Raw genomic sequence first — 20,308 nt, 5'->3', positions numbered from 1 at the left:
ATGTGTGGGTTTGTTCTAACAGTTCATTGGTTACATAGTAGACAGATTTAGACCATCATGCAACGAGGGGGAGGGGCAAGAATACGCCTCCGCTTCGCGTCGGCGGGTGCCCTGTTTGACCTTCGTGTGTGAGATTAGATTGAGAAAGAGAGAGAAAAAGAGAGAAAAAGAGAGAAAGAAGAAAAGCGCGGGGCAAGCCAGAAATGTGGCTGAGGGGGACTGCTGGGGTGGGGCTGGCACCCTCTATACCCCACTTTGCATGATGGTCTAACTTTGTGGTTATAGGACGACTTTTAGAGTGCCTAGATTTGCTCGATTAGGACAAATTTCGGTCCATCCACGCTGATTGGCGTAGCAGCGCGATGGCATCAGAAGGGGTAACTTTCCATGCGTTGGAAAGCTGGCGAACTGCGAAGACTGCGAGCTCCATTCGGTCGTCATCATTGATGAAATTCTGGAGCTGGTTTCCTCGCTCACTAAGGATGATCGCAACACCGGCCTTGCCGTTGTTGTAAACCGCAAAGCTCTTATTCTTCGCGTCGCCGTGATAGGAACCCTCAGCCTTGCTACGCAAACCAAAGAGAACGCTGCAAAACGCCGTCAGTTCGCCGCGAGTGAGCTGCACCGTGATCTTGCTTTTCCAGTCTGGGCTGGACCCCGATGCCCTGATCGGCGCAATCTCGATGCTGACCGTAGGATATTCACCTCTGGTTAGCGTGTGTTGCACATTCAGGCCGGTGCGTTTCGCGGGGTCCTTCTGCCAGTCTGAGAAAAATTTGAGACTTTCGCCGTAGGATTGTTCTGTCATTCCAAATTACCTTTGCTTTGAAGCTCCTGGAGCTGGACCACGAGGTCACGTTGGACTTTGGCTATCTCTGTCACCAAGTCGGCGGTGGCAATAGCGTCGGTCGCTGCTGAATGGGCTCGACCTTTCCAGCTCACACCTGCCTCGCAGGTGGCATCCGCAAGTGAGATTGTGCCGTGCCGGTTGGTTGAGCCAAAGGCATCAGCCGCCAGCTTCATCGCGCACAGACAGTTCTGCTCTTGCCACCAAGAGAGTTGGTCTCCAAATGCACTGGCTGTTTGCCTCAACATCCTACTGTCGAAACTGGAGTTAAATATCACCAGATGACGGCCCGACAAAAGCCGGGCGAGAGCTGGCGCAACTTGAGTCCACGTAGGCTCATTCGACAGCTCAGTCTCGGTGATGCCATGAACACCCATTGCCTGAGGGTCTATTTCCACGGTTGGCCGTAATCTGGTGCAGAGGAGAACCGCGCCTCTGATGTCAGTAACAGCCAGCTCGATCACCTGGTCTCTTTCACCAAGTCCGGTCGTCTCGGTATCGAGAACCAGAGGTTCCAGAGCGACCCACCTTTGTGCCATGACAGAGGCCTTTGCCAGGTTGCTACGCATTCTTGCCTTGACCGAAAGGATGGATTGCGCCCTTATTTGCTTTTGTGATGCCGGTGAACAACCCCTTCTCCGCATTGGTTGGCAATCTGCTATCCGGTACACTCCAAATTGGCCACCATACCCGTTTTTGTAGAACGAAACTGGCTCTACTCCTGGCTTAGGCTTCATCCGAAATTCGTCCCTGAGCCGTCCTTTTGAAAAGCACCTATCGGCTTTCATGGCTTCGGCTCTGGCAAGTTCGAGTTCTTCATCATTCATGCTGTTAATCCGCTATATCGAGGCGTTGGCTCGCTCTCTTCAAACGCTCATCGCCGCGTCTGTCATATTTCTGGGTAGTTGCAATGCTTGAGTGGCCCATTGCGTCCTTCACGGTCACAATATCCTCACCGTTATCCAGCATCGAGGAGGCAAAGGTGCGTCGCAGGTCATGGGGCGCAAACATCTCCAGACCGGCTTCAACTCTTCTGGTCTCCAAGATGTGGTAGATGGCCTGATCCGACATCCGCTCTCCAGTCACATCATCAAACCGCCTGATCCTCGGGAATAAAGGCCCTTCATGCGTTCCTCGAACCTCTTCAACCCACTTATCCAGTCTTTTCCATGCGCCACCAGGCACATACGCCATTCTCTCTTTGTTGCCCTTGCCAAGAACCTTGAGAGCGCGGTCCTTGTAGATCATGCTTCCCATGTCCAGCGCAACGATTTCCGAGCGGCGCAAGCCACACCCGAGGAGCACCCCGAGAATGGCCGCATCCCGAAGCCCTTTGGCGCTTGAATCACTTTCACATGTGAAAAAGAGGCTGCGAATCTCATGGCGTTCAAGTGCCCGCCCTTTAGGAAGTCGAGATCCACGTACTGAACGGACTTGCTTAATGTGCTGGAAGCTATCCGTATCAATTTGCTTCATCGTCCAGGCTTCAAGAGCCACCCCTTTGAGCGCTGACAGGTAGGTGTTGATCGTTGCCGGAGCCTTCCCTGCATCCCCCAGCATTTCCAGCACCGCCAATATGTGGTGCCGCCTCATTGAGCTCCATGCACAGTCACGAAGGTTCTGAAACCCGATCATCTTGGCGACAATGTTGAGGAATGAGCTCATGGTCTGCCTGCTTCGCTTTGACCCGAGGCTCACCAGATAGGCGACGGCGGGGTTGTCCTGGATGTTCCGGAGCGAGCTCGATGACGGCAACAGTTCACCGCGAATGCTTTGTTCTGCCGGAACATTTACTTTCGCATGTGAAACTAGCTCTTCCTTGTCATTGTTTGTGTCGTGCAAAGTTACCTCCTAAGCCCGACCGCAACGAGAAGAAAATCCCATATTTTGAGGTGAAGAGGTAGTTCCTCCTCCATATGTTGCGTTTCGTAGCTTTGCATCAGTGGTTCAAACTTGGTTGGATTGCACAGCAATTCGTAAACTGTTCGGTTGGGCTTGGTGATCGGCTTATTCGGAGTGAATCCATGTTTGTTCTGGAGGTACAGCGCTACCGCGCCACTTCTGGATTCTCCGTAATAGCAATGAACGAAGATCTGATCGATACCGCTACCAACCAATCCATCCAGGAAGGTGGACAGCTTTTCAGCCTGGGATGAGTCAATGTAAGAGGCGTAATTCATCCGGAACGCTGCCTTCATCGTGTGGATGGTGTTCTCAGAATAGCCGCCGTCATAGAAGCTATCGCGGTACAACTGCCCCCACTGTCCGAGAGCGGCAGGGGACTTGTCTGGGTCAGTTATGGAGATCATGGCCGCACCGGGAACCGGCTCCAGTCTTTCGGCCTCCGCTTGACTAATGAAAAAGACTTTTTTGCTAAGCATGTCCCATCATCCCCTTACAAGGATGTGTTGCGAGTAGCTCACGCGCCTGACTTTGCCCCTCTTGAGTATCTACAGGAGCGGTCGTATACACACCTCCATGCCGCAAGTCCACAATACTGGTCCGACAGCAAGAACCTACGTTCTGAACTTTATTGTCCGAATCCAAACCAGCAAAAGTATGGCACGGTCCAGGGAATGGTTTCCTGCAAATAGAGCAGCGCTCAAAGTTCTTATCGAGGATTCTCTTTAAAACTTTCTCAAATTTGTTTTTGTTTAACATCGAGTTCTCCACACAAAGTTACTGGCCGAGCATCCCAGCCAAGGTGGTCTGCTGGCCTTCGCTACAAGGTGCAAATCCGGCAAAAGCACCGGCATTAACCTTGAGCTCATCAAAGCGTCCATCGGTGTCCCGGTAGTACACCTTACGTTTTCCAATTCCACCTTCGAGGTTTGCGGCCAACCAGGCGATCACTGCATCAGCATCGTTCGTAACTGATGCTCCCTGATCCAGATCGATAAGTACCAGGTGGGTGTCCGTCTGGAGTGCCACTTCAAAGGTCGCTCTTACATCAAAAATCACTGGTCGCGCTCCTTGTAAAAAGTGGGCATTCGCACCACCTATCCTATTCCAAAAACTCTACTTTTTCAAAGATACATTTTAATAAGTAGAACAACAGCAAGAGGAACTCAAATTTATTTACCGTAATTATCATAATTACGGTAATACGGTAATTTTACAGATTTGGATGGAATGGTATAAGATGTCTCGCTGGAACATACTTGCTGAAAAAACGCTTAACAACGATAGTGAAAACATCATGTACAGGTGCGAGAGATAATATGTATAAGAGCCTTGAAGATCTGATGGCGGGTATTTACGAGATGGCAGCGCCAGATGGCATCATCTGTAACGAGGTTTCCAAATTCCTTGCGGCCAACCAGGTCAAGCCGGAAGACATAAGCTCTGGGATCTGGTTTTTCCTGTGGCTGAAATCAGCTCCCAAGGATGCGAAGCCAATCCAAAAAGAAATCCCCGGATTTGGAGTTGTTCTCAACATGCCGACTTATGGCGGAACGCTCAACGAAGCAATCACAGGGTTGATCGAGAACGAGTGCCGTCAAATAGAGCTCGCTGAGGGACATCCGAGCCTTGAGGCTTGGGTTGAATCAGTATTAGCCGGTCGAGATGACGGAGAGGAAAATGAAGCTGCGGCCAATATCGTGGATCTGCTTAATGGGTGTCACGACCTACTGGATACAGCAATAATCAATTACCTTTTTAAGGTGGGAAAAATCAACGAGCAAGAGATTTTGTCGCTCATCTATTATGGAGAGCTATGTGACCACTCTCTTGTCGGTACGCCTTTTTCAACGTTACATATCCCGAGTGAAAATAACGTCCACGAACGTAACATCATCCCCATTAAAAAAGGAGCCAGTTAGGCTCCTTTTTGTTACTCAGGGTTTGCTTTGAGAAACAACTTCATTCCAAGTATGCAGCACCTTCGATAGGTGCTGATGCTTTCTGGTGAAGTCCTTATCATCCAAGAGTGCTTTAAATGGCGCGTTCAGGTCACTGCATGTGACGTTCTTGCCGATCACAGACAGGGTATCCTGGAGTGATCCACCAGCAGCATCAAGCCCCATTCTATCGACGGTCTCACTACTCACCATTGCCTGGACAACATTGGTGAATGCCTTTGAGTTGAGCTGCTCAACGCTCAGGGCTGTATTGCATTTCTGCTCAACCGCTTGCTTGTACTGGATGGTGTACTTTGCAGTGATAGGTGACATGGTGTTCATCGCAAGTATGTATGCGTCTACCTCACTGGTCGGTAATGTCGCGGCATAGACTGACGAGCATGATGCGGCTGCGGCCATTATCAAAGTTATTACCTTCTTATTCTTCATTTCTCTGAAATCCCCCTTTAAAATATGGAGCTACAACTCATTTGTACCAATCATAATACTATTGATTTCCAAAAGTATCTCTCTCTACTGACTCTATGATGGCTCGCCTTCCAAACACTTGGCCGCTGGCGGCGGCTGGGCCAACGCCAGAGCCTGATCCACACTATCATCCGCCTGAAAAAAATCTCATTACCTCTGACGGATAAAGAAACAGATTTCCCCCTTTGGCAAAAAACAGATACCAAACAGAAAAAGCCACAGAAAAAACACCTGCAACACACACTTCAAATCTATTTCTTGCAGAGAAATACTTGTAGTGCTTTTTTTCGTATCTCGGGGCTCTCATTTTGACTAGATTTTTCAATGTCAACCAAAGAAAGATAACCCCAGTAGGAAGGATAACTATCACAACCCCAAAGAAATAAATTGTGTATATAATAAAATCAAACCAGTTATTGATTTCCATAAGCCGTCCCCAATGCTGCGCCAATAGCAGAACCATGTGAGCCGTATTTAATCCCTGGATTCCTCATTAGCTCTCTTTAACTTTAATATTTTCCTTAGATTTAAGTATCCATAGATTCCTGAGAACACTCCATACCCCCCCCAAACACCAACGGACAGATATAAGGCGAATTTGCTTAGAGGCCCATTCACATAATTTAATAAAGCGAACACTGCAATTCCTATAAAGGCTCCACATACGTATGATCTTTAGGATTTGAATAGGTGCTTCATTCGTGATCTAATTGATTTTGCGAATAAAATAGAACGCCCAGAGGGCTAAAACGAATGAAGCAAAATCAAATTACCGCATTTTCAACCATTTTTGAAGCCCTGTTTTCAGAGCAACAATTAAATTCACTTGGTGTTCAAACTCACATGATTGAACGCTTTCGCCTGATCACTCCCGCAAAACTTTGCCTGGCATTTGTGTGTGCCGAAACGTTGATTTGGGGAAGTCTGCTGGCGGCAACGCTCAAGCGTTGGTTAATCAACGGAGCACAGCAAAAATATCGGCGAGTGTTGTCCATGTTCAGCGGGGCCAAAACAGCCAATCAGTGGTGGCTTCCCTTTTGTATAAAATGGGCTTGTTCAGGGATAACTGAAATTGCTGCGGAATTGGGTAAGGTTTTTGCGTTTCTCGCGGAACATTGCCAGAGGGTAAATGTAAAGCGAGATCAAAAATCAGGGGCTTTTAAAGTGTTGGAAATCACATATGAATCATGATGTTAGTTCGCTAAAGACATACGTATGAAAGGCTCCAGCTAACGGAAATCCAAGCAGATATACTGCTCTATATTTTAAACCGGTTTTTTTCATCTTATTATTTATCTATATGTTTTGAAATCTTATCTACAATGGATGTAGTATCCATATTCATTATCCTCCCTGCTTTTTCAATCAGAAACTCAGCTTCATTTGTTATGTTCTTTGACTCTTCATTAATAATGTCAATGATAGTTTCTAGTGCGATTCCATACTCACCCACATCAATAAATTCTTGCACTTCTATACTTTCAGATTCAGAAAACGAATCAGACAGCACCATAAGCAAAAGATCTAGCGTGGATTCAATTTCTCTATATTCATTTTTCATTTTGGATTCCTTGGTACGTTTGTTGGAAAACCTGAAACAATATCACCATTAGATTCTTGTATTACACGAACATTAATACCTTCTTTAACTGCCTCTGCAATAGTCCTACCACCGCGCCCAGCCTTTCGAGAAACATTTGGATCGGTAGCTATATCGGAAATGACGTGCATAATTTTTTCATCAGACCAACTTTGAGGAAACTCACTTTTTCCAGGCTTGCCTGTTCCTGCTCGATGCCCTCCACCAGTGGCGTCACCATCAAGAATATGCTTACGTCTCTGGGAACTGGCTAGGTCTACAAAATCATCAGCCGTATTTTTAAAAGCGCGTTCCGCAACATTCCCTAGCGCCTTATAGTTGCCAGGCAGGATAATCCCAGCAGCAAAAAGCCCCCCGGAAATCCACTTTTCTCTTGAGGTCGCACAATCACTGGTGATGGTCTTGAAGGTGTCATAGGCGTCCCAAGCGCTCAAGGCAAAGTCTATGGCAACATAAGCCCCCAGAAGAAGCGGCACAAACTCCCCTGTTGGATCTGCATTGCCTATCGGGTTGCTCAGCGCATAGGCATAGGTGTTAATCCCACCAGCCAGCCCAATCGGGTCACTGGTGATGTAACGCCCGGTATTCGGGTCGTAGTAACGCCGCCAGTTGTAGTGGAGCCCGGTCTCCGCGTCGTAATACTGTCCTGGGAACCGCAAATTGAAGGTCGGCCCCTGAGTGGTGATGCTGGCCTTACCGAACGGGCTGTAGCTCGCCTTCCAAACCACTTGGCCGCTGGCGTCGGTTAGCGCCTTCGGGGTGCCCAGATGATCGACGTGGACTTGATAGGTCTGTCCTGACTGAGCAAAGCTCAAGGGGGTGCCATCGAGCCAGATATACTCCGCCAGCACGTCTCCAGTGGCTGCGTCCAGCTCCTCGATGAGGTTTCCTGCCAAGCCGTAAATCAGTAGGCGGGTCTGGCCGTTTAGGGTCTTAGTTACACGCTGATCCAGATGGTTGTAGGTGTAAGCTGCTGTCACTCCAGCGACCGTTGCGGCCACCAGCCGGTTCTGGCTGTCATAGGTGAAGGTATCCGCCCCCTGCTTCGTCAGGTTGCCATTGGCGTCATAGCTTCTGGAGGTTTGCCCAGTCTTCACCAGCCAGTTGTTCATGTAGTTGATGGTGTAGCTTTGGCTCAGGCCATCGGTCGTGATCGAGGTCCTGTTGCCGGTGGCGTCATAGCCATAGCCCAAAACGCCATAGAGCCCCTCAGCAGAGGTGATGCGGCCAACCGCGTCATAACCGAGTGACTGATTGACTGATGAGCTGAGATTGGGGTCGTCTCAGAATTCGGAAAATAAAGCACGCTAAGGCGTAGTCACCCCGTGACTCCCCCGCGCCGATGCAGCGAGCTTCGTTCCGTCTTGCAGTGACGCAATCAGCGGGCAGGAAACGTTCCCTTTCCGCGCATGGCAGGCGCACACCAGTTCAGACAGCACGGCCTCCATGCGTGCCAAGTCGGCCATCTTCTCGCGCACATCCTTGAGCTTGTGCTCGGCCAGGCCGCTGGCTTCCTCGCAATGGGTGCCATCCTCCAGCCGCAGTAGCTCGGCGATTTCGTCCAGGCTAAAGCCCAGCCGCTGGGCCGATTTCACGAACCGCACTCGTGTTACATCCGCCTCGCCATAGCGGCGAATGCTGCCATAGGGCTTGTCTGGCTCCGGCAGCAGGCCCTTGCGCTGGTAGAACCGGATGGTCTCCACATTGACCCCGGCCGCCTTGGCAAAAACGCCAATGGTCAGATTCTCAAAATTAATTTGCATATCGCTTGACTCCGTACATAACTACGGAAGTAAGCTTAAGCTATCCAAACCAAATTTGAAAGGACAAGCGTATGTCTGAACCACAAAAGTCTGAACCACAAAACGGGCGCGGCGCGCTCTTCGCCGGTGGGCTGGCCGCCATTCTTGCGTCGGCCTGCTGCCTGGGGCCGCTGGTTTTGATCGCCTTGGGGTTCAGCGGGGCATGGATCGGCAACCTGACGGTGCTGGAACCCTATCGCCCGATCTTCATCGGCGCAGCGCTGGTCGCGCTGTTTTTCGCCTGGCGGCGCATCTACCGCCCGGCGCAAGCCTGCAAACCGGGTGAGGTCTGCGCGATTCCCCAAGTGCGAGCTACTTACAAGCTCATTTTCTGGATCGTGGCCGCGCTGGTCCTGGTCTCGCTCGGATTTCCCTACGTCATGCCATTTTTCTATTAATCACAGGAGTTCATCATGAAAAAACTGTTTGCCGCCCTCGCCCTCGCTGCCGTTGTTGCCCCCGTGTGGGCCGCCACCCAGACCGTCACGCTGTCCGTGCCTGGCATGACCTGCGCCTCTTGCCCGATCACTGTCAAGCACGCGCTTTCCAAGGTTGAGGGCGTGAGCAAGACCGACGTAAGTTTCGACAAGCGCCAGGCCGTCGTCACCTTCGACGATGCCAAGACCAACGTCCAGAAGTTGACCAAGGCGACCGAGGACGCGGGCTATCCGTCCAGCCTCAAACGCTGATCCGTTAACCGAACTCGGGAGCGACACATGGGACTCATCACGCGCATCGCTGGCAAAACCGGCGCGCTCGGCAGCGTCGTTTCCGCGATGGGCTGCGCCGCCTGTTTTCCTGCCATCGCCAGCTTTGGCGCGGCCATCGGACTGGGCTTCTTGAGCCAGTACGAGGGGCTATTCATTGGCATCCTGCTGCCGATGTTCGCCGGCATCGCGTTACTCGCCAATGCTATCGCTTGGCTCAATCATCGACAGTGGCGACGCACGGCGCTCGGCACGATAGGCCCGATCTTGGTGCTGGCAGCGGTGTTTTTAATGCGGGCTTACGGCTGGCAGAGCGGTGGACTGCTCTATGTCGGCCTGGCCTTGATGGTTGGGGTGTCGGTCTGGGATTTCATCTCGCCAGCACATCGCCGCTGCGGGCCGGACAGCTGTGAATTGCCAGAACAACGTGGCTGACGGCAACAGCCGTAGCCACCACAGAAAAGGAAAAATACATGACCACCCTGAAAATCACCGGGATGACCTGCGACTCGTGCGCGGCTCACGTCAAGGAAGCCTTGGAGAAAGTGCCCGGCGTGCAATCGGCGCTGGTGTCCTATCCGAAGGGCACAGCGCAACTCGCCATTGAGGCGGGCACGTCATCGGATGCGCTGACTACCGCCGTGGCCGGACTGGGCTACGAGGCAACGCTTGCCGATGCGCCACCGACGGACAACCGCGCCGGCCTGCTCGACAAGATGCGCGATCTGCTGGGCAGAAACGACAAGACGGGTAGCAGCGGCGCATTGCATATCGCCGTCATCGGCAGCGGCGGGGCCGCGATGGCAGCGGCGCTGAAGGCCGTCGAGCAAGGCGCACGTGTCACGCTGATCGAGCGCGGCACCATCGGCGGCACCTGCGTCAATGTCGGTTGTGTGCCGTCCAAGATCATGATCCGCGCCGCCCATATCGCCCATCTGCGCCGGGAAAGCCCGTTCGATGGCGGCATCGCCGCTACCACGCCGACCATCCAGCGCACGGCGCTGCTGGCCCAGCAGCAGGCCCGCGTCGATGAACTGCGCCACGCCAAGTACGAAGGCATCTTGGAGGGCAATCCGGCGATCACTGTGCTGCACGGCTCCGCCCGCTTTAAGGACAATCGCAACCTGATCGTGCAACTCAACGACGGCGGCGAGCGCGTGGTGGCATTCGACCGCTGCCTGATCGCCACCGGCGCGAGCCCGGCCGTGCCGCCGATTCCCGGCCTGAAAGACACTCCGTACTGGACTTCCACTGAAGCGCTGGTCAGCGAGACGATTCCTAAGCGCCTGGCCGTGATTGGCTCATCAGTGGTGGCGCTGGAGCTGGCGCAGGCGTTCGCCCGACTCGGAGCGAAGGTGACGATCCTGGCTCGCAGCACGCTGTTCTTCCGCGAAGACCCAGCTATAGGCGAAGCCGTCACGGCCGCATTCCGCATGGAGGGCATCGAGGTGAGGGAACACACCCAGGCCAGCCAGGTCGCGTATATCAATGGTGAAGGGGACGGCGAATTCGTGCTCACCACGGCGCACGGCGAACTGCGCGCCGACAAGCTGCTGGTCGCCACCGGCCGCGCGCCCAACACACGCAAGCTGGCACTGGATGCGACGGGCGTCACGCTCACCCCGCAAGGCGCTATCGTCATCGACCCCGGCATGCGTACAAGCGTGGAACACATCTACGCCGCAGGCGACTGCACCGACCAGCCGCAGTTCGTCTATGTGGCGGCAGCGGCCGGCACTCGCGCCGCGATCAACATGACCGGCGGTGACGCGGCCCTGAACCTGACCGCGATGCCGGCCGTGGTGTTCACCGACCCGCAAGTGGCGACCGTAGGCTACAGCGAGGCGGAAGCGCACCATGACGGCATCAAAACTGATAGTCGCACGCTAACGCTGGACAACGTGCCGCGCGCGCTCGCCAACTTCGACACGCGCGGCTTCATCAAACTGGTGGTTGAAGAAGGCAGCGGACGACTGATCGGCGTGCAGGCAGTGGCCCCGGAAGCGGGCGAACTGATCCAGACGGCCGCACTGGCGATTCGCAACCGGATGACGGTGCAGGAACTGGCCGACCAGTTGTTCCCCTACCTGACGATGGTCGAAGGGTTGAAGCTCGCGGCGCAGACCTTCAACAAGGATGTGAAGCAGCTTTCCTGCTGCGCCGGGTGAGGACAAGGAGGTGTGCGATGAGCGCCTACACGGTATCGCAACTGGCCCATAACGCTGGGGTGAGCGTACATATCGTGCGCGACTACCTGGTGCGCGGCTTGTTACGGCCGGTGGCCTGCACCACGGGCGGCTACGGCGTGTTCGACGATGCGGCCTTGCAACGGCTGTGCTTCGTGCGCGCGGCCTTCGAGGCGGGTATCGGCCTGGATGCCCTGGCGCGGCTGTGCCGTGCGCTCGACGCAGCGGACGGCGCACAAGCCGCAGCGCAGCTTGCCGTGCTGCGCCAGTTGGTCGAGCGGCGGCGCGCGGCGTTGGCCCATCTGGACGCGCAACTGGCCTCCATGCCAGCCGAGCGGGCGCACGAGGAGGCATTGCCGTGAACGCCCCTGACAAACTGCCGCCCGAGACGCGCCAACCCGTTTCCGGCTACCTGTGGGGTGCGCTGGCCGTGTTGACCTGCCCCTGCCATCTGCCGATTCTCGCCGCCGTGCTGGCCGGGACGACCGCCGGTGCCTTCCTTGGCGAGCATTGGGGTGTTGCCGCGCTCGCGCTGACCGGCTTGTTCGTTCTGGCCGTAACGCGGCTGCTGCGCGCCTTCCGGGGCGGATCATGACGAGTTCGCAGCCCGCCGGATGGACGGCGGCCGAGTTGGCGCAGGCGGCGGCGCGCGGACAGCTTGACCTGCATTACCAGCCGCTGGTCGATCTGCGCGATCACCGGATCGCTGGCGCGGAAGCGTTGATGCGCTGGCGGCATCCGAGGCTTGGCCTGTTGCCGCCCGGCCAGTTCCTGCCGCTGGCCGAGTCGTTCGGCCTGATGCCGGAAATAGGCGCGTGGGTGCTGGGCGAGGCCTGTCGCCAGATGCACAAGTGGCAAGGACCGGCATGGCAACCGTTCCGTCTTGCCATCAATGTGTCCGCCAGCCAGGTTGGGCCAACGTTCGACGACGAGGTAAAGCGGGTGCTGGCCGATATGGCCCTGCCCGCCGAGCTTCTGGAGATCGAACTGACCGAATCGGTCGCATTCGGCAATCCAGCCCTGTTCGCCAGTTTCGACGCCTTGCGCGCCATCGGCGTGCGCTTCGCCGCCGACGACTTCGGCACCGGCTATTCCTGCCTGCAACATCTGAAATGCTGCCCCATCACCACATTGAAAATCGACCAATCCTTTGTCGCCAGGCTCCCGGATGATGCCCGTGACCAAACTATCGTGCGGGCGGTGATCCAGCTCGCGCACGGGCTGGGCATGGATGTCATTTTCAGAAGACGACTGCACCAGTTGATTGGGCGTAATGGCTGTTGTGCAGCCAGCTCCTGACAGTTCAATATCAGAAGTGATCTGCACCAATCTCGACTATGCTCAATACTCGTGTGCACCAAAGCGAGGTGAGCATGGCGACGGACACCCCACGGATTCCAGAACAAGGCGTGGCCACTCTGCCTGATGAGGCTTGGGAGCGTGCGCGCCGTCGTGCGGAGATCATCAGTCCGTTGGCGCAGTCGGAGACGGTCGGGCACGAAGCGGCCGATATGGCGGCTCAGGCGCTGGGCTTGTCTCGGCGCCAGGTATACGTTCTGATCCGGCGTGCCCGGCAAGGCAGCGGCCTCGTGACGGATCTGGTGCCCGGCCAGTCCGGTGGAGGTAAAGGTAAGGGGCGCTTGCCGGAACCGGTCGAGCGCGTCATCCACGAGCTACTGCAAAAGCGGTTCCTGACCAAGCAGAAGCGCAGCCTAGCGGCCTTTCACCGCGAAGTCACTCAGGTGTGCAAGGCTCAAAAACTGCGAGTGCCGGCGCGCAATACCGTGGCCTTACGGATCGCTAGCCTTGACCCGCGCAAGGTCATCCGCCGGCGGGAAGGCCAGGATGCCGCTCGTGACCTACAAGGTGTGGGCGGCGAGCCTCCTGCCGTGACCGCGCCGCTGGAGCAGGTGCAGATAGACCATACGGTCATCGACCTGATCGTGGTCGATGACCGCGACCGGCAACCTATTGGCCGCCCGTACCTGACCCTCGCCATCGACGTGTTCACCCGCTGCGTGCTCGGCATGGTCGTCACGCTGGAAGCGCCGTCTGCCGTTTCGGTTGGCCTGTGCCTCGTGCATGTCGCCTGCGACAAGCGCCCTTGGCTGGAAGGACTGAACGTGGAAATGGATTGGCAGATGAGCGGCAAGCCCTTGCTGCTCTACCTAGACAACGCGGCCGAGTTCAAGAGCGAGGCCCTGCGCCGGGGTTGCGAGCAGCATGGCATCCGGCTGGACTATCGCCCGCTGGGACAGCCGCACTATGGCGGCATCGTGGAACGGATCATCGGCACGGCGATGCAGATGATTCACGACGAACTGCCGGGAACGACCTTCTCCAACCCTGACCAGCGCGGCGACTACGATTCCGAAAACAAGGCCGCCCTGACGCTGCGCGAGCTAGAGCGCTGGCTCACATTGGCGGTCGGCACCTACCACGGTTCGGTGCACAACGGCCTGCTCCAACCGCCGGCCGCGCGCTGGGCCGAGGCCGTGGCGCGTGTCGGCGTACCGGCCGTCGTCACACGCGCTACTTCGTTCCTGGTCGATTTTCTGCCGATCCTCCGGCGCACGCTGACCCGCACCGGCTTTGTCATCGACCACATCCACTACTACGCCGATGCGCTCAAGCCGTGGATTGCGCGGCGTGAACGCTGGCCGTCCTTTCTGATCCGGCGCGATCCGCGCGACATCAGCCGTATCTGGGTCCTGGAACCGGAGGGACAGCATTACCTGGAAATTCCCTACCGTACCTTGTCGCATCCGGCTGTCACCCTCTGGGAACAACGGCAGGCGCTGGCGAAACTGCGGCAGCAAGGGCGCGAACAGGTGGATGAGTCGGCGCTGTTCCGCATGATCGGCCAGATGCGTGAGATTGTGACCAGCGCGCAGAAGGCCACACGCAAGGCGCGGCGTGACGCGGATCGCCGCCAGCACCTCAAGACATCAGCTCGGCCGGACAAGCCCGTTCCGCCGGATACGGATATTGCCGACCCGCAGGCAGACAACTTGCCACCCGCCAAACCGTTCGACCAGATTGAGGAGTGGTAGCCGTGGACGAATATCCCATCATCGACCTGTCCCACCTGCTGCCGGCGGCCCAGGGCTTGGCCCGTCTTCCGGCGGACGAGCGCATCCAGCGCCTTCGCGCCGACCGCTGGATCGGCTATCCGCGCGCAGTCGAGGCGCTGAACCGGCTGGAAGCCCTTTATGCGTGGCCAAACAAGCAACGCATGCCCAACCTGCTGCTGGTTGGCCCGACCAACAATGGCAAGTCGATGATCGTCGAGAAGTTCCGCCGCACCCACCCGGCCAGCTCCGACGCCGACCAGGAGCACATCCCGGTGTTGGTCGTGCAGATGCCGTCCGAGCCGTCCGTGATCCGCTTCTACGTCGCGCTGCTCGCCGCGATGGGCGCGCCGCTGCGCCCACGCCCACGGTTGCCGGAAATGGAGCAACTGGCTCTGGCACTGCTGCGCAAGGTCGGCGTGCGCATGCTGGTGATCGACGAGCTGCACAACGTGCTGGCCGGCAACAGCGTCAACCGCCGGGAATTCCTCAACCTGCTGCGCTTCCTCGGCAACGAACTGCGCATCCCGTTGGTTGGGGTAGGCACGCGCGACGCCTACCTAGCCATCCGCTCCGATGACCAGTTGGAAAATCGCTTCGAGCCGATGATGCTGCCGGTATGGGAGGCCAACGACGATTGCTGCTCACTGCTGGCCAGCTTCGCCGCTTCGCTCCCGCTGCGCCGGCCTTCCCCAATTGCCACGCTGGACATGGCTCGCTACCTGCTCACACGCAGCGAGGGCACCATAGGGGAACTGGCGCACTTGCTGATGGCGGCGGCCATCGTCGCCGTGGAGAGCGGCGAGGAAGCGATCAACCATCGCACACTCAGCATGGCCTGTTGAGTTGCATCTAAAATTGACCCACTGGGGGTGCGGACGATTTCTTGGACGGTTTATACGGACATCAATCCGACCGCATGACGATACTCGATGGGACTACGCCCGCCAAGCGACACTTTGATGCGGCGCTCGTTGTACCAGTGGATATAGGCATCGATTCGCGTCATGAGGTCTTTCAGCGTCACGTGCTGCCAATTCCTCGGGTAGATTAGTTCGGTCTTCAATCGTCCGAAAAAGCCCTCGCATGCAGCATTGTCTGGCGAGCAGCCCTTTTTGGACATCGACCGCGTTAATTGGGCATTTTCAGTGCGGCGGATCCACGCAGGCCAGCGATAATGCGAGCCCCTGTCCGAATGGATAACCGGATGCTCACCGGGTCGCAGTGTCCGTACCGCGTGATCCAGCATGGTATTGACCAGGTTCGCATCCGGGCTGGTGCCGATATTCCAGGCCACCACCAGCCCATCGAAGCAATCGACGATCGGCGAGACGTAGACCTTCCCTGCCGGAATGTGTATTTCCGTCAGATCGGTCAACCATTTCGTATTCGGCGCCGACGCGTGAAAGTCGCGATTCAGCAGATTCGGGACCGCTGGTGTCGGGTCGCCAGCATACGCCGAGAAGCGCCGGCGGCGCGGTGTTCTCACGACCAGACGCTCTTGCGCCATCAAGCGACGCACGACCTTCTCGGACACACGCATGCCACCAAGGCGCAAGGCACTATCAATGCGTCGATAGCCATAGCAGCGGTAGTTGTCCTCGAAGATAGTCCGAATGACCTCACGCACCTGCGTGTACTTGTCGGGCCGCGTCTGCCGCAGGCGTTGATAGAAGTATGTGCTGCGCGCCAGCTTCAGGCCGCACAACAGATTGGCTAATGGAAACGTGACTCTGAGGGCATCAACCACCTTCGTTTTTTCTCGGCTTGTCAGTTCGAGGGGGTTGATGCCCATGTCTTTTTTTATCAATTCACTCGCCTTCTCCAGAATTGCATTCTCCATGCGAAGCCGCTGGTTCTGGCTCTCCAGTTCGGCCAGTTCCCTGAGTAGTGCCTCATGCCGCTGCTCGAGCGAGGTGTCACCTTTCTTCTTTGTCATGGGTTTTAGGGGCACTTTGCCAAGTAATCGATGCTGCCAGTTATACAACGTTGGTCGCGATACACCGACAGTGTCGGCCACATCCTTTGCCGAACCTACGCGCAGGTTCAGTGCAATGACGGCTTGCTGCTTCTCGAGGCGAGAGCGGGCGACTGTGGGAGCGCTGCTGCCGACGACCGTCCTAGCGAATTCAGGGCGTAAATCACGGATCCAGGCACGCAAGGCCTCGCGGCTTGGGTAGCCCAGGCTTCGGATTGTGTGACTCAGGCAGTAGCCTTGTTCGATATAGTGATCTACTGCCCGTTGCTTTTGCTCATCGGTGTACTGCCGTTTTATCCGTTGATAGCCTCGGCGAAGATCCTGATTCCGTTCGAATTCTGCCAACCAGGCCTTCAGCGAGTTCTTGGTGGGGTATCCCAGCTGCCGTAGTGTGGCGCTCATCCGGCGCCCAAGCTTCAGGTACAACCTCACGGCTCGAAGGCGATCTTCATACGAATACATGAACTACTCCTAAAGTAGTCCAAGATTTTGTCCGCACCCCAACTTAGGGTAAAGATTTGCGTCGAAATTTGACCCACGTATGACACTGTTTCCCGTCTGGATATGGCGGGAGAAATCAAGGAGTGATAAACGTGGCGATATTGAGCGCAATTCGACGCTGGCATTTTCGCGATGGTGCGTCGATTCGGGAAATAGCCCGACGAAGCGGCCTGTCCAGGAACACCGTTCGCAAGTATTTGCAAAGCAAGGTGGTTGAACCGCAGTACCCAGCGCGAGACAGCGTTGGCAAGTTAAGTCCTTTTGAGCCCAAGTTAAGGCAGTGGCTCTCCACCGAGCACAAAAAGACAAAGAAGCTGCGCAGAAACCTGCGCAGCATGTACCGGGATTTGGTCGCTTTGGGCTTTACCGGGTCTTATGACCGAGTGTGTGCCTTTGCCCGACAGTGGAAAGATTCCGAACAGTTCAAGGCGCAAACCTCGGGCAAGGGTTGTTTCATCCCCTTGCGCTTTGCTTGTGGCGAAGCCTTCCAATTCGATTGGAGTGAGGACTTTGCCCGCATAGCGGGCAAACAGGTCAAACTTCAGATTGCCCAGTTTAAGTTGGCCCACAGCCGGGCCTTTGTGCTTCGGGCTTACTACCAGCAAAAACATGAAATGCTGTTTGATGCCCACTGGCATGCCTTTCAAATCTTCGGTGGCATTCCCAAGCGCGGCATCTACGACAACATGAAGACCGCTGTGGATTCGGTGGGGCGTGGCAAAGAGCGCAGGGTCAATCAGCGGTTCACTGCCATGGTCAGCCACTACCTGTTTGATGCGCAGTTCTGTAATCCAGCATCGGGTTGGGAGAAAGGCCAGATTGAGAAGAACGTGCAGGATTCCCGCCAACGCCTGTGGCAAGGGGCACCAGACTTTCAAAGCCTTGCTGATTTGAATGTGTGGCTTGAGCATCGCTGCAAAGCGCTGTGGTCTGAGCTGCGCCACCCCGAATTGGACCAAACCGTGCAAGAGGCCTTTGCCGATGAACAAGGCGAGTTGATGGCGCTACCCAATGCCTTTGATGCATTCGTGGAGCAAACCAAGCGAGTCACTTCAACCTGCCTTGTTCACCACGAGGGCAATCGCTACAGCGTTCCTGCCAGTTACGCCAACAGGGCCATCAGCCTTCGGATTTATGCAGACAAGCTGGTGATGGCTGCCGAAGGCCAACACATTGCCGAGCATCCAAGATTGTTTGGCAGTGGCCACGCTCGGCGTGGCCACACACAATACGACTGGCACCATTACTTGTCTGTGCTTCAGAAGAAACCTGGGGCGTTGCGCAATGGTGCGCCATTTGCTGAATTGCCACCCGCGTTCAAGAAGCTTCAATCCATCTTGCTGCAACGCCCCGGCGGTGACCGTGACATGGTGGAAATTCTGGCCCTTGTATTGCACCACGATGAAGGTGCGGTACTCAGTGCTGTGGAATTGGCATTGGAGTGTGGCAAGCCATCGAAGGAGCATGTGCTTAATCTGTTGGGACGTTTGACCGAAGAACCTCCACCCAAACCGATTCCAATTCCCAAGGGGTTAAGGCTGACATTGGAACCACAGGCCAACGTGAACCGCTATGACAGTTTAAGGAGAGCCCATGATGCAGCATGAAGGCCATGTGAGAATCCTCAAATCCTTGAAACTCTTTGGCATGGCACACGCCATTGAGGAGTTGGGCAATCAGAATTCACCAGCATTTAATCAAGCCTTGCCCATGCTGGACAGCTTGATTAAAGCTGAAGTGGCAGAGCGTGAAGTACGTTCGGTGAACTATCAATTGCGGGTGGCCAAGTTCCCCGTGTATCGGGACTTGGTGGGCTTTGACTTCAGTCAAAGCCTGGTTAATGAGGCCACGGTCAAACAATTGCACCGGTGCGACTTCATGGAACAAGCCCAGAACGTGGTGCTGATTGGTGGGCCAGGCACAGGCAAGACTCACCTGGCCACAGCCATTGGTACACAAGCAGTGATGCACTTGAACCGACGGGTGCGTTTCTTCTCCACCGTGGATTTGGTCAATGCACTGGAGCAAGAGAAATCATCTGGGCGTCAGGGACAAATCGCAAACCGTCTGTTGTATGCCGATTTGGTGATTCTGGATGAGCTGGGATATTTGCCTTTTAGCCAAACCGGTGGGGCACTGCTGTTTCACCTGCTCTCAAAGCTGTACGAAAAAACCAGCGTGATACTGACCACCAACTTGAGCTTCTCGGAATGGAGCCGAGTGTTTGGCGATGAAAAGATGACAACAGCGTTGTTGGACCGACTAACCCACCACTGCCACATCCTGGAAACCGGCAATGAAAGTTACCGCTTCAAACACAGTTCAACTCAGAATAAGCAGGAGGAAAAACAGACCCGCAAACTGAAAATCGAGACATAATTCTGACAACAAGGGGTGGGTCAAAATTCAATGCAAATCCCGGGTCAAATTTGGGTGCAAATCAACAGATATCGACAACCTCTCGCGCAACCAAGACATCGCGGTCGGACTGCAAGTGATCTTGAAGCCACGGGCCCGTCCCACCCCGACATGGACCTCGATGCCCGAACGGACGTTAGATTTCGAGTTCTAGGCGTTCTGCGATGAAGGTTGGATCCCAGCCGGGATTGAAAGTGTCGACGTGGGTGAATCCGAGCCGCTCGTATAGGCCACGCAGGTTCGGGTGGCAGTCGAGCCGCAGCTTGGCGCACCCCTGCGTTCGCGCGGCATGGCGGCAAGCCTCGATCAGCGCGGAGCTGACACCCCGGCCCGCATGTGTCCGTCGCACCGCGAGCTTGTGCAGATATGCGGCCTCCCCCTTGAGGGCGTCGGGCCAGAACTCGGGATCCTCGGCCGACAAGGTGCAACAGCCGACGATGCCGTCGCTGCAACTCGCGACTAGGAGCTCGGATCTCAGGACGAAGGTCTCCGCGAATGTCCGGTCGATCCGCGCGACGTCCCAGGCGGGCGTTCCCTTGGCGGACATCCACGCCGCAGCGTCGTGCATCAGCCGCACAACCTCGTCGATATCACCCGAGCAGGCGACCCGAACGTTCGGAGGCTCCTCGCTGTCCATTCGCTCCCCTGGCGCGGTATGAACCGCCGCCTCATAGTGCAGTTTGATCCTGACGAGCCCAGCATGTCTGCGCCCACCTTCGCGGAACCTGACCAGGGTCCGCTAGCGGGCGGCCGGAAGGTGAATGCTAGGCATGATCTAACCCTCGGTCTCTGGCGTCGCGACTGCGAAATTTCGCGAGGGTTTCCGAGAAGGTGATTGCGCTTCGCAGATCTCCAGGCGCGTGGGTG

At 55.9% G+C, this 20,308-nt stretch carries 24 protein-coding genes and 1 pseudogene; 13 read left to right on the top strand and 12 right to left on the bottom strand.

The features are described 5' to 3' along the window. Positions 1-316 precede the first annotated feature (316 nt). The 5 genes from B5P39_RS19060 to B5P39_RS19035 form a co-directional block, all read right to left on the bottom strand. Positions 317-808 (bottom strand): hypothetical protein, encoded by a 492-nt coding sequence (locus B5P39_RS19060; protein ID WP_000139717.1) that lies wholly within the window; start codon positions 806-808, stop codon positions 317-319. Continuing rightward, positions 805-1,674 carry a 3'-5' exonuclease gene (locus tag B5P39_RS19055; protein WP_000997323.1) on the bottom strand — a complete coding sequence of 290 codons (870 nt, stop codon included), beginning with the start codon at positions 1,672-1,674 and terminating at the stop codon, positions 805-807. The genes B5P39_RS19060 and B5P39_RS19055 overlap by 4 nt, the downstream gene beginning before the upstream one ends. A gap of 4 nt (positions 1,675-1,678) precedes the next feature. After that, complete coding sequence (locus tag B5P39_RS19050; RefSeq protein ID WP_000543934.1) at positions 1,679-2,689, bottom strand: tyrosine-type recombinase/integrase; 1,011 nt, start codon at positions 2,687-2,689, stop codon at positions 1,679-1,681. Between the two features lie 2 nt (positions 2,690-2,691). Further along, positions 2,692-3,228: a hypothetical protein gene (locus B5P39_RS19045; protein WP_000949433.1), complete on the bottom strand. Its 537-nt coding sequence runs from the start codon at positions 3,226-3,228 to the stop codon at positions 2,692-2,694. A 298-nt stretch (positions 3,229-3,526) separates the two neighbouring features. After that, positions 3,527-3,808 carry a hypothetical protein gene (locus tag B5P39_RS19035; protein WP_000575657.1) on the bottom strand — a complete coding sequence of 94 codons (282 nt, stop codon included), beginning with the start codon at positions 3,806-3,808 and terminating at the stop codon, positions 3,527-3,529. A gap of 200 nt (positions 3,809-4,008) precedes the next feature. Between B5P39_RS19035 and B5P39_RS19030 the strand changes: the two genes are divergently transcribed. Continuing rightward, positions 4,009-4,671, top strand: coding sequence for a hypothetical protein (locus tag B5P39_RS19030; protein ID WP_015063586.1), 663 nt, complete (start codon positions 4,009-4,011; stop codon positions 4,669-4,671). Positions 4,672-4,686: 15 nt separating this feature from the next. Here the strand turns inward: B5P39_RS19030 and B5P39_RS19025 are convergent, their stop codons facing one another. Both B5P39_RS19025 and B5P39_RS19020 read right to left on the bottom strand, forming a co-directional pair. Beyond that, positions 4,687-5,139 carry a hypothetical protein gene (locus B5P39_RS19025; protein ID WP_000791469.1) on the bottom strand — a complete coding sequence of 151 codons (453 nt, stop codon included), beginning with the start codon at positions 5,137-5,139 and terminating at the stop codon, positions 4,687-4,689. Positions 5,140-5,305: 166 nt separating this feature from the next. Then, on the bottom strand, positions 5,306-5,605 hold the full coding sequence (locus tag B5P39_RS19020) for a hypothetical protein (RefSeq protein WP_011872911.1): 300 nt from the start codon (positions 5,603-5,605) through the stop codon (positions 5,306-5,308). A 473-nt stretch (positions 5,606-6,078) separates the two neighbouring features. On the opposite strand from B5P39_RS19020, the pseudogene B5P39_RS19015 reads away from it, so the two are divergent. Then, positions 6,079-6,369: pseudogene (locus B5P39_RS19015) on the top strand (IS4 family transposase); the annotation flags it as partial. Between the two features lie 97 nt (positions 6,370-6,466). Here B5P39_RS19015 and B5P39_RS19010 read toward each other — a convergent pair. The 3 genes from B5P39_RS19010 to merR form a co-directional block, all read right to left on the bottom strand. Continuing rightward, positions 6,467-6,739, bottom strand: coding sequence for a MafI family immunity protein (locus B5P39_RS19010; protein WP_000787563.1), 273 nt, complete (start codon positions 6,737-6,739; stop codon positions 6,467-6,469). Beyond that, a complete protein-coding gene (locus tag B5P39_RS19005; protein WP_016808914.1) occupies positions 6,736-7,971 on the bottom strand; it encodes an RHS repeat-associated core domain-containing protein in 1,236 nt (411 codons plus the stop codon). The genes B5P39_RS19010 and B5P39_RS19005 overlap by 4 nt, the downstream gene beginning before the upstream one ends. Positions 7,972-8,085: 114 nt before the next feature. Next, positions 8,086-8,541: an Hg(II)-responsive transcriptional regulator gene (gene merR / locus B5P39_RS19000; RefSeq protein WP_001166628.1), complete on the bottom strand. Its 456-nt coding sequence runs from the start codon at positions 8,539-8,541 to the stop codon at positions 8,086-8,088. Positions 8,542-8,612: 71 nt separating this feature from the next. Here merR and merT point away from each other — a divergent pair, with 71 nt between their 5' ends. The 9 genes from merT (at position 8,613) to B5P39_RS18950 (ending at position 15,389) form a co-directional block, all read left to right on the top strand. Further along, positions 8,613-8,978, top strand: a complete 366-nt coding sequence (gene merT, locus B5P39_RS18995; protein WP_001294656.1) for a mercuric ion transporter MerT — start codon at positions 8,613-8,615, stop codon at positions 8,976-8,978. Positions 8,979-8,993: 15 nt separating this feature from the next. Beyond that, positions 8,994-9,269 carry a mercury resistance system periplasmic binding protein MerP gene (gene merP, locus B5P39_RS18990; protein WP_000732275.1) on the top strand — a complete coding sequence of 92 codons (276 nt, stop codon included), beginning with the start codon at positions 8,994-8,996 and terminating at the stop codon, positions 9,267-9,269. Positions 9,270-9,296: 27 nt separating this feature from the next. After that, entirely contained in the window at positions 9,297-9,722 is a 426-nt protein-coding gene (gene merC, locus B5P39_RS18985) for an organomercurial transporter MerC (RefSeq protein WP_000522996.1), read from the top strand. A 38-nt stretch (positions 9,723-9,760) separates the two neighbouring features. Next, positions 9,761-11,455 (top strand): mercury(II) reductase, encoded by a 1,695-nt coding sequence (merA, locus tag B5P39_RS18980; protein ID WP_015063453.1) that lies wholly within the window; start codon positions 9,761-9,763, stop codon positions 11,453-11,455. Between the two features lie 17 nt (positions 11,456-11,472). Next, positions 11,473-11,835, top strand: a complete 363-nt coding sequence (gene merD, locus B5P39_RS18975; RefSeq protein ID WP_001277456.1) for a mercury resistance co-regulator MerD — start codon at positions 11,473-11,475, stop codon at positions 11,833-11,835. Next, positions 11,832-12,068 (top strand): broad-spectrum mercury transporter MerE, encoded by a 237-nt coding sequence (gene merE / locus B5P39_RS18970; RefSeq protein WP_000993386.1) that lies wholly within the window; start codon positions 11,832-11,834, stop codon positions 12,066-12,068. Before merD ends, merE begins: the two co-directional genes overlap by 4 nt. After that, positions 12,065-12,772: an EAL domain-containing protein gene (locus B5P39_RS18965; RefSeq protein ID WP_000204520.1), complete on the top strand. Its 708-nt coding sequence runs from the start codon at positions 12,065-12,067 to the stop codon at positions 12,770-12,772. The genes merE and B5P39_RS18965 overlap by 4 nt, the downstream gene beginning before the upstream one ends. 74 nt (positions 12,773-12,846) lie before the next feature. Continuing rightward, positions 12,847-14,526 (top strand): Mu transposase C-terminal domain-containing protein, encoded by a 1,680-nt coding sequence (locus tag B5P39_RS18955; protein WP_000179844.1) that lies wholly within the window; start codon positions 12,847-12,849, stop codon positions 14,524-14,526. 2 nt (positions 14,527-14,528) lie between these two features. After that, the gene (locus tag B5P39_RS18950; RefSeq protein ID WP_000344784.1) at positions 14,529-15,389 is read left to right on the top strand and encodes a TniB family NTP-binding protein; all 861 of its coding nucleotides are present in this window, start codon (positions 14,529-14,531) and stop codon (positions 15,387-15,389) included. A 50-nt stretch (positions 15,390-15,439) separates the two neighbouring features. Here the strand turns inward: B5P39_RS18950 and B5P39_RS18945 are convergent, their stop codons facing one another. Continuing rightward, positions 15,440-16,984: an IS3 family transposase gene (locus tag B5P39_RS18945; protein WP_000287615.1), complete on the bottom strand. Its 1,545-nt coding sequence runs from the start codon at positions 16,982-16,984 to the stop codon at positions 15,440-15,442. Between the two features lie 122 nt (positions 16,985-17,106). On the opposite strand from B5P39_RS18945, the gene istA reads away from it, so the two are divergent. Beyond that, positions 17,107-18,630: an IS21-like element IS1326 family transposase gene (gene istA, locus B5P39_RS18940; protein WP_001324342.1), complete on the top strand. Its 1,524-nt coding sequence runs from the start codon at positions 17,107-17,109 to the stop codon at positions 18,628-18,630. Then, entirely contained in the window at positions 18,617-19,402 is a 786-nt protein-coding gene (istB, locus tag B5P39_RS18935) for an IS21-like element IS1326 family helper ATPase IstB (RefSeq protein ID WP_000983249.1), read from the top strand. The genes istA and istB overlap by 14 nt, the downstream gene beginning before the upstream one ends. A gap of 175 nt (positions 19,403-19,577) precedes the next feature. Here istB and B5P39_RS18930 read toward each other — a convergent pair whose 3' ends face one another. Then, positions 19,578-20,078 (bottom strand): GNAT family N-acetyltransferase, encoded by a 501-nt coding sequence (locus B5P39_RS18930; RefSeq protein ID WP_000376623.1) that lies wholly within the window; start codon positions 20,076-20,078, stop codon positions 19,578-19,580. Positions 20,079-20,308: the final 230 nt, after the last annotated feature.

The organism is Shewanella sp. Shew256 (genome assembly GCF_002196695.1).
In the GTDB taxonomy this organism is placed as follows: Bacteria; Pseudomonadota; Gammaproteobacteria; order Enterobacterales; family Shewanellaceae; genus Shewanella; species Shewanella mangrovisoli.
The sequence above is the reverse complement of the archived record's forward strand: the minus strand, read 5'-3'. Positions and strand labels throughout refer to the sequence as shown.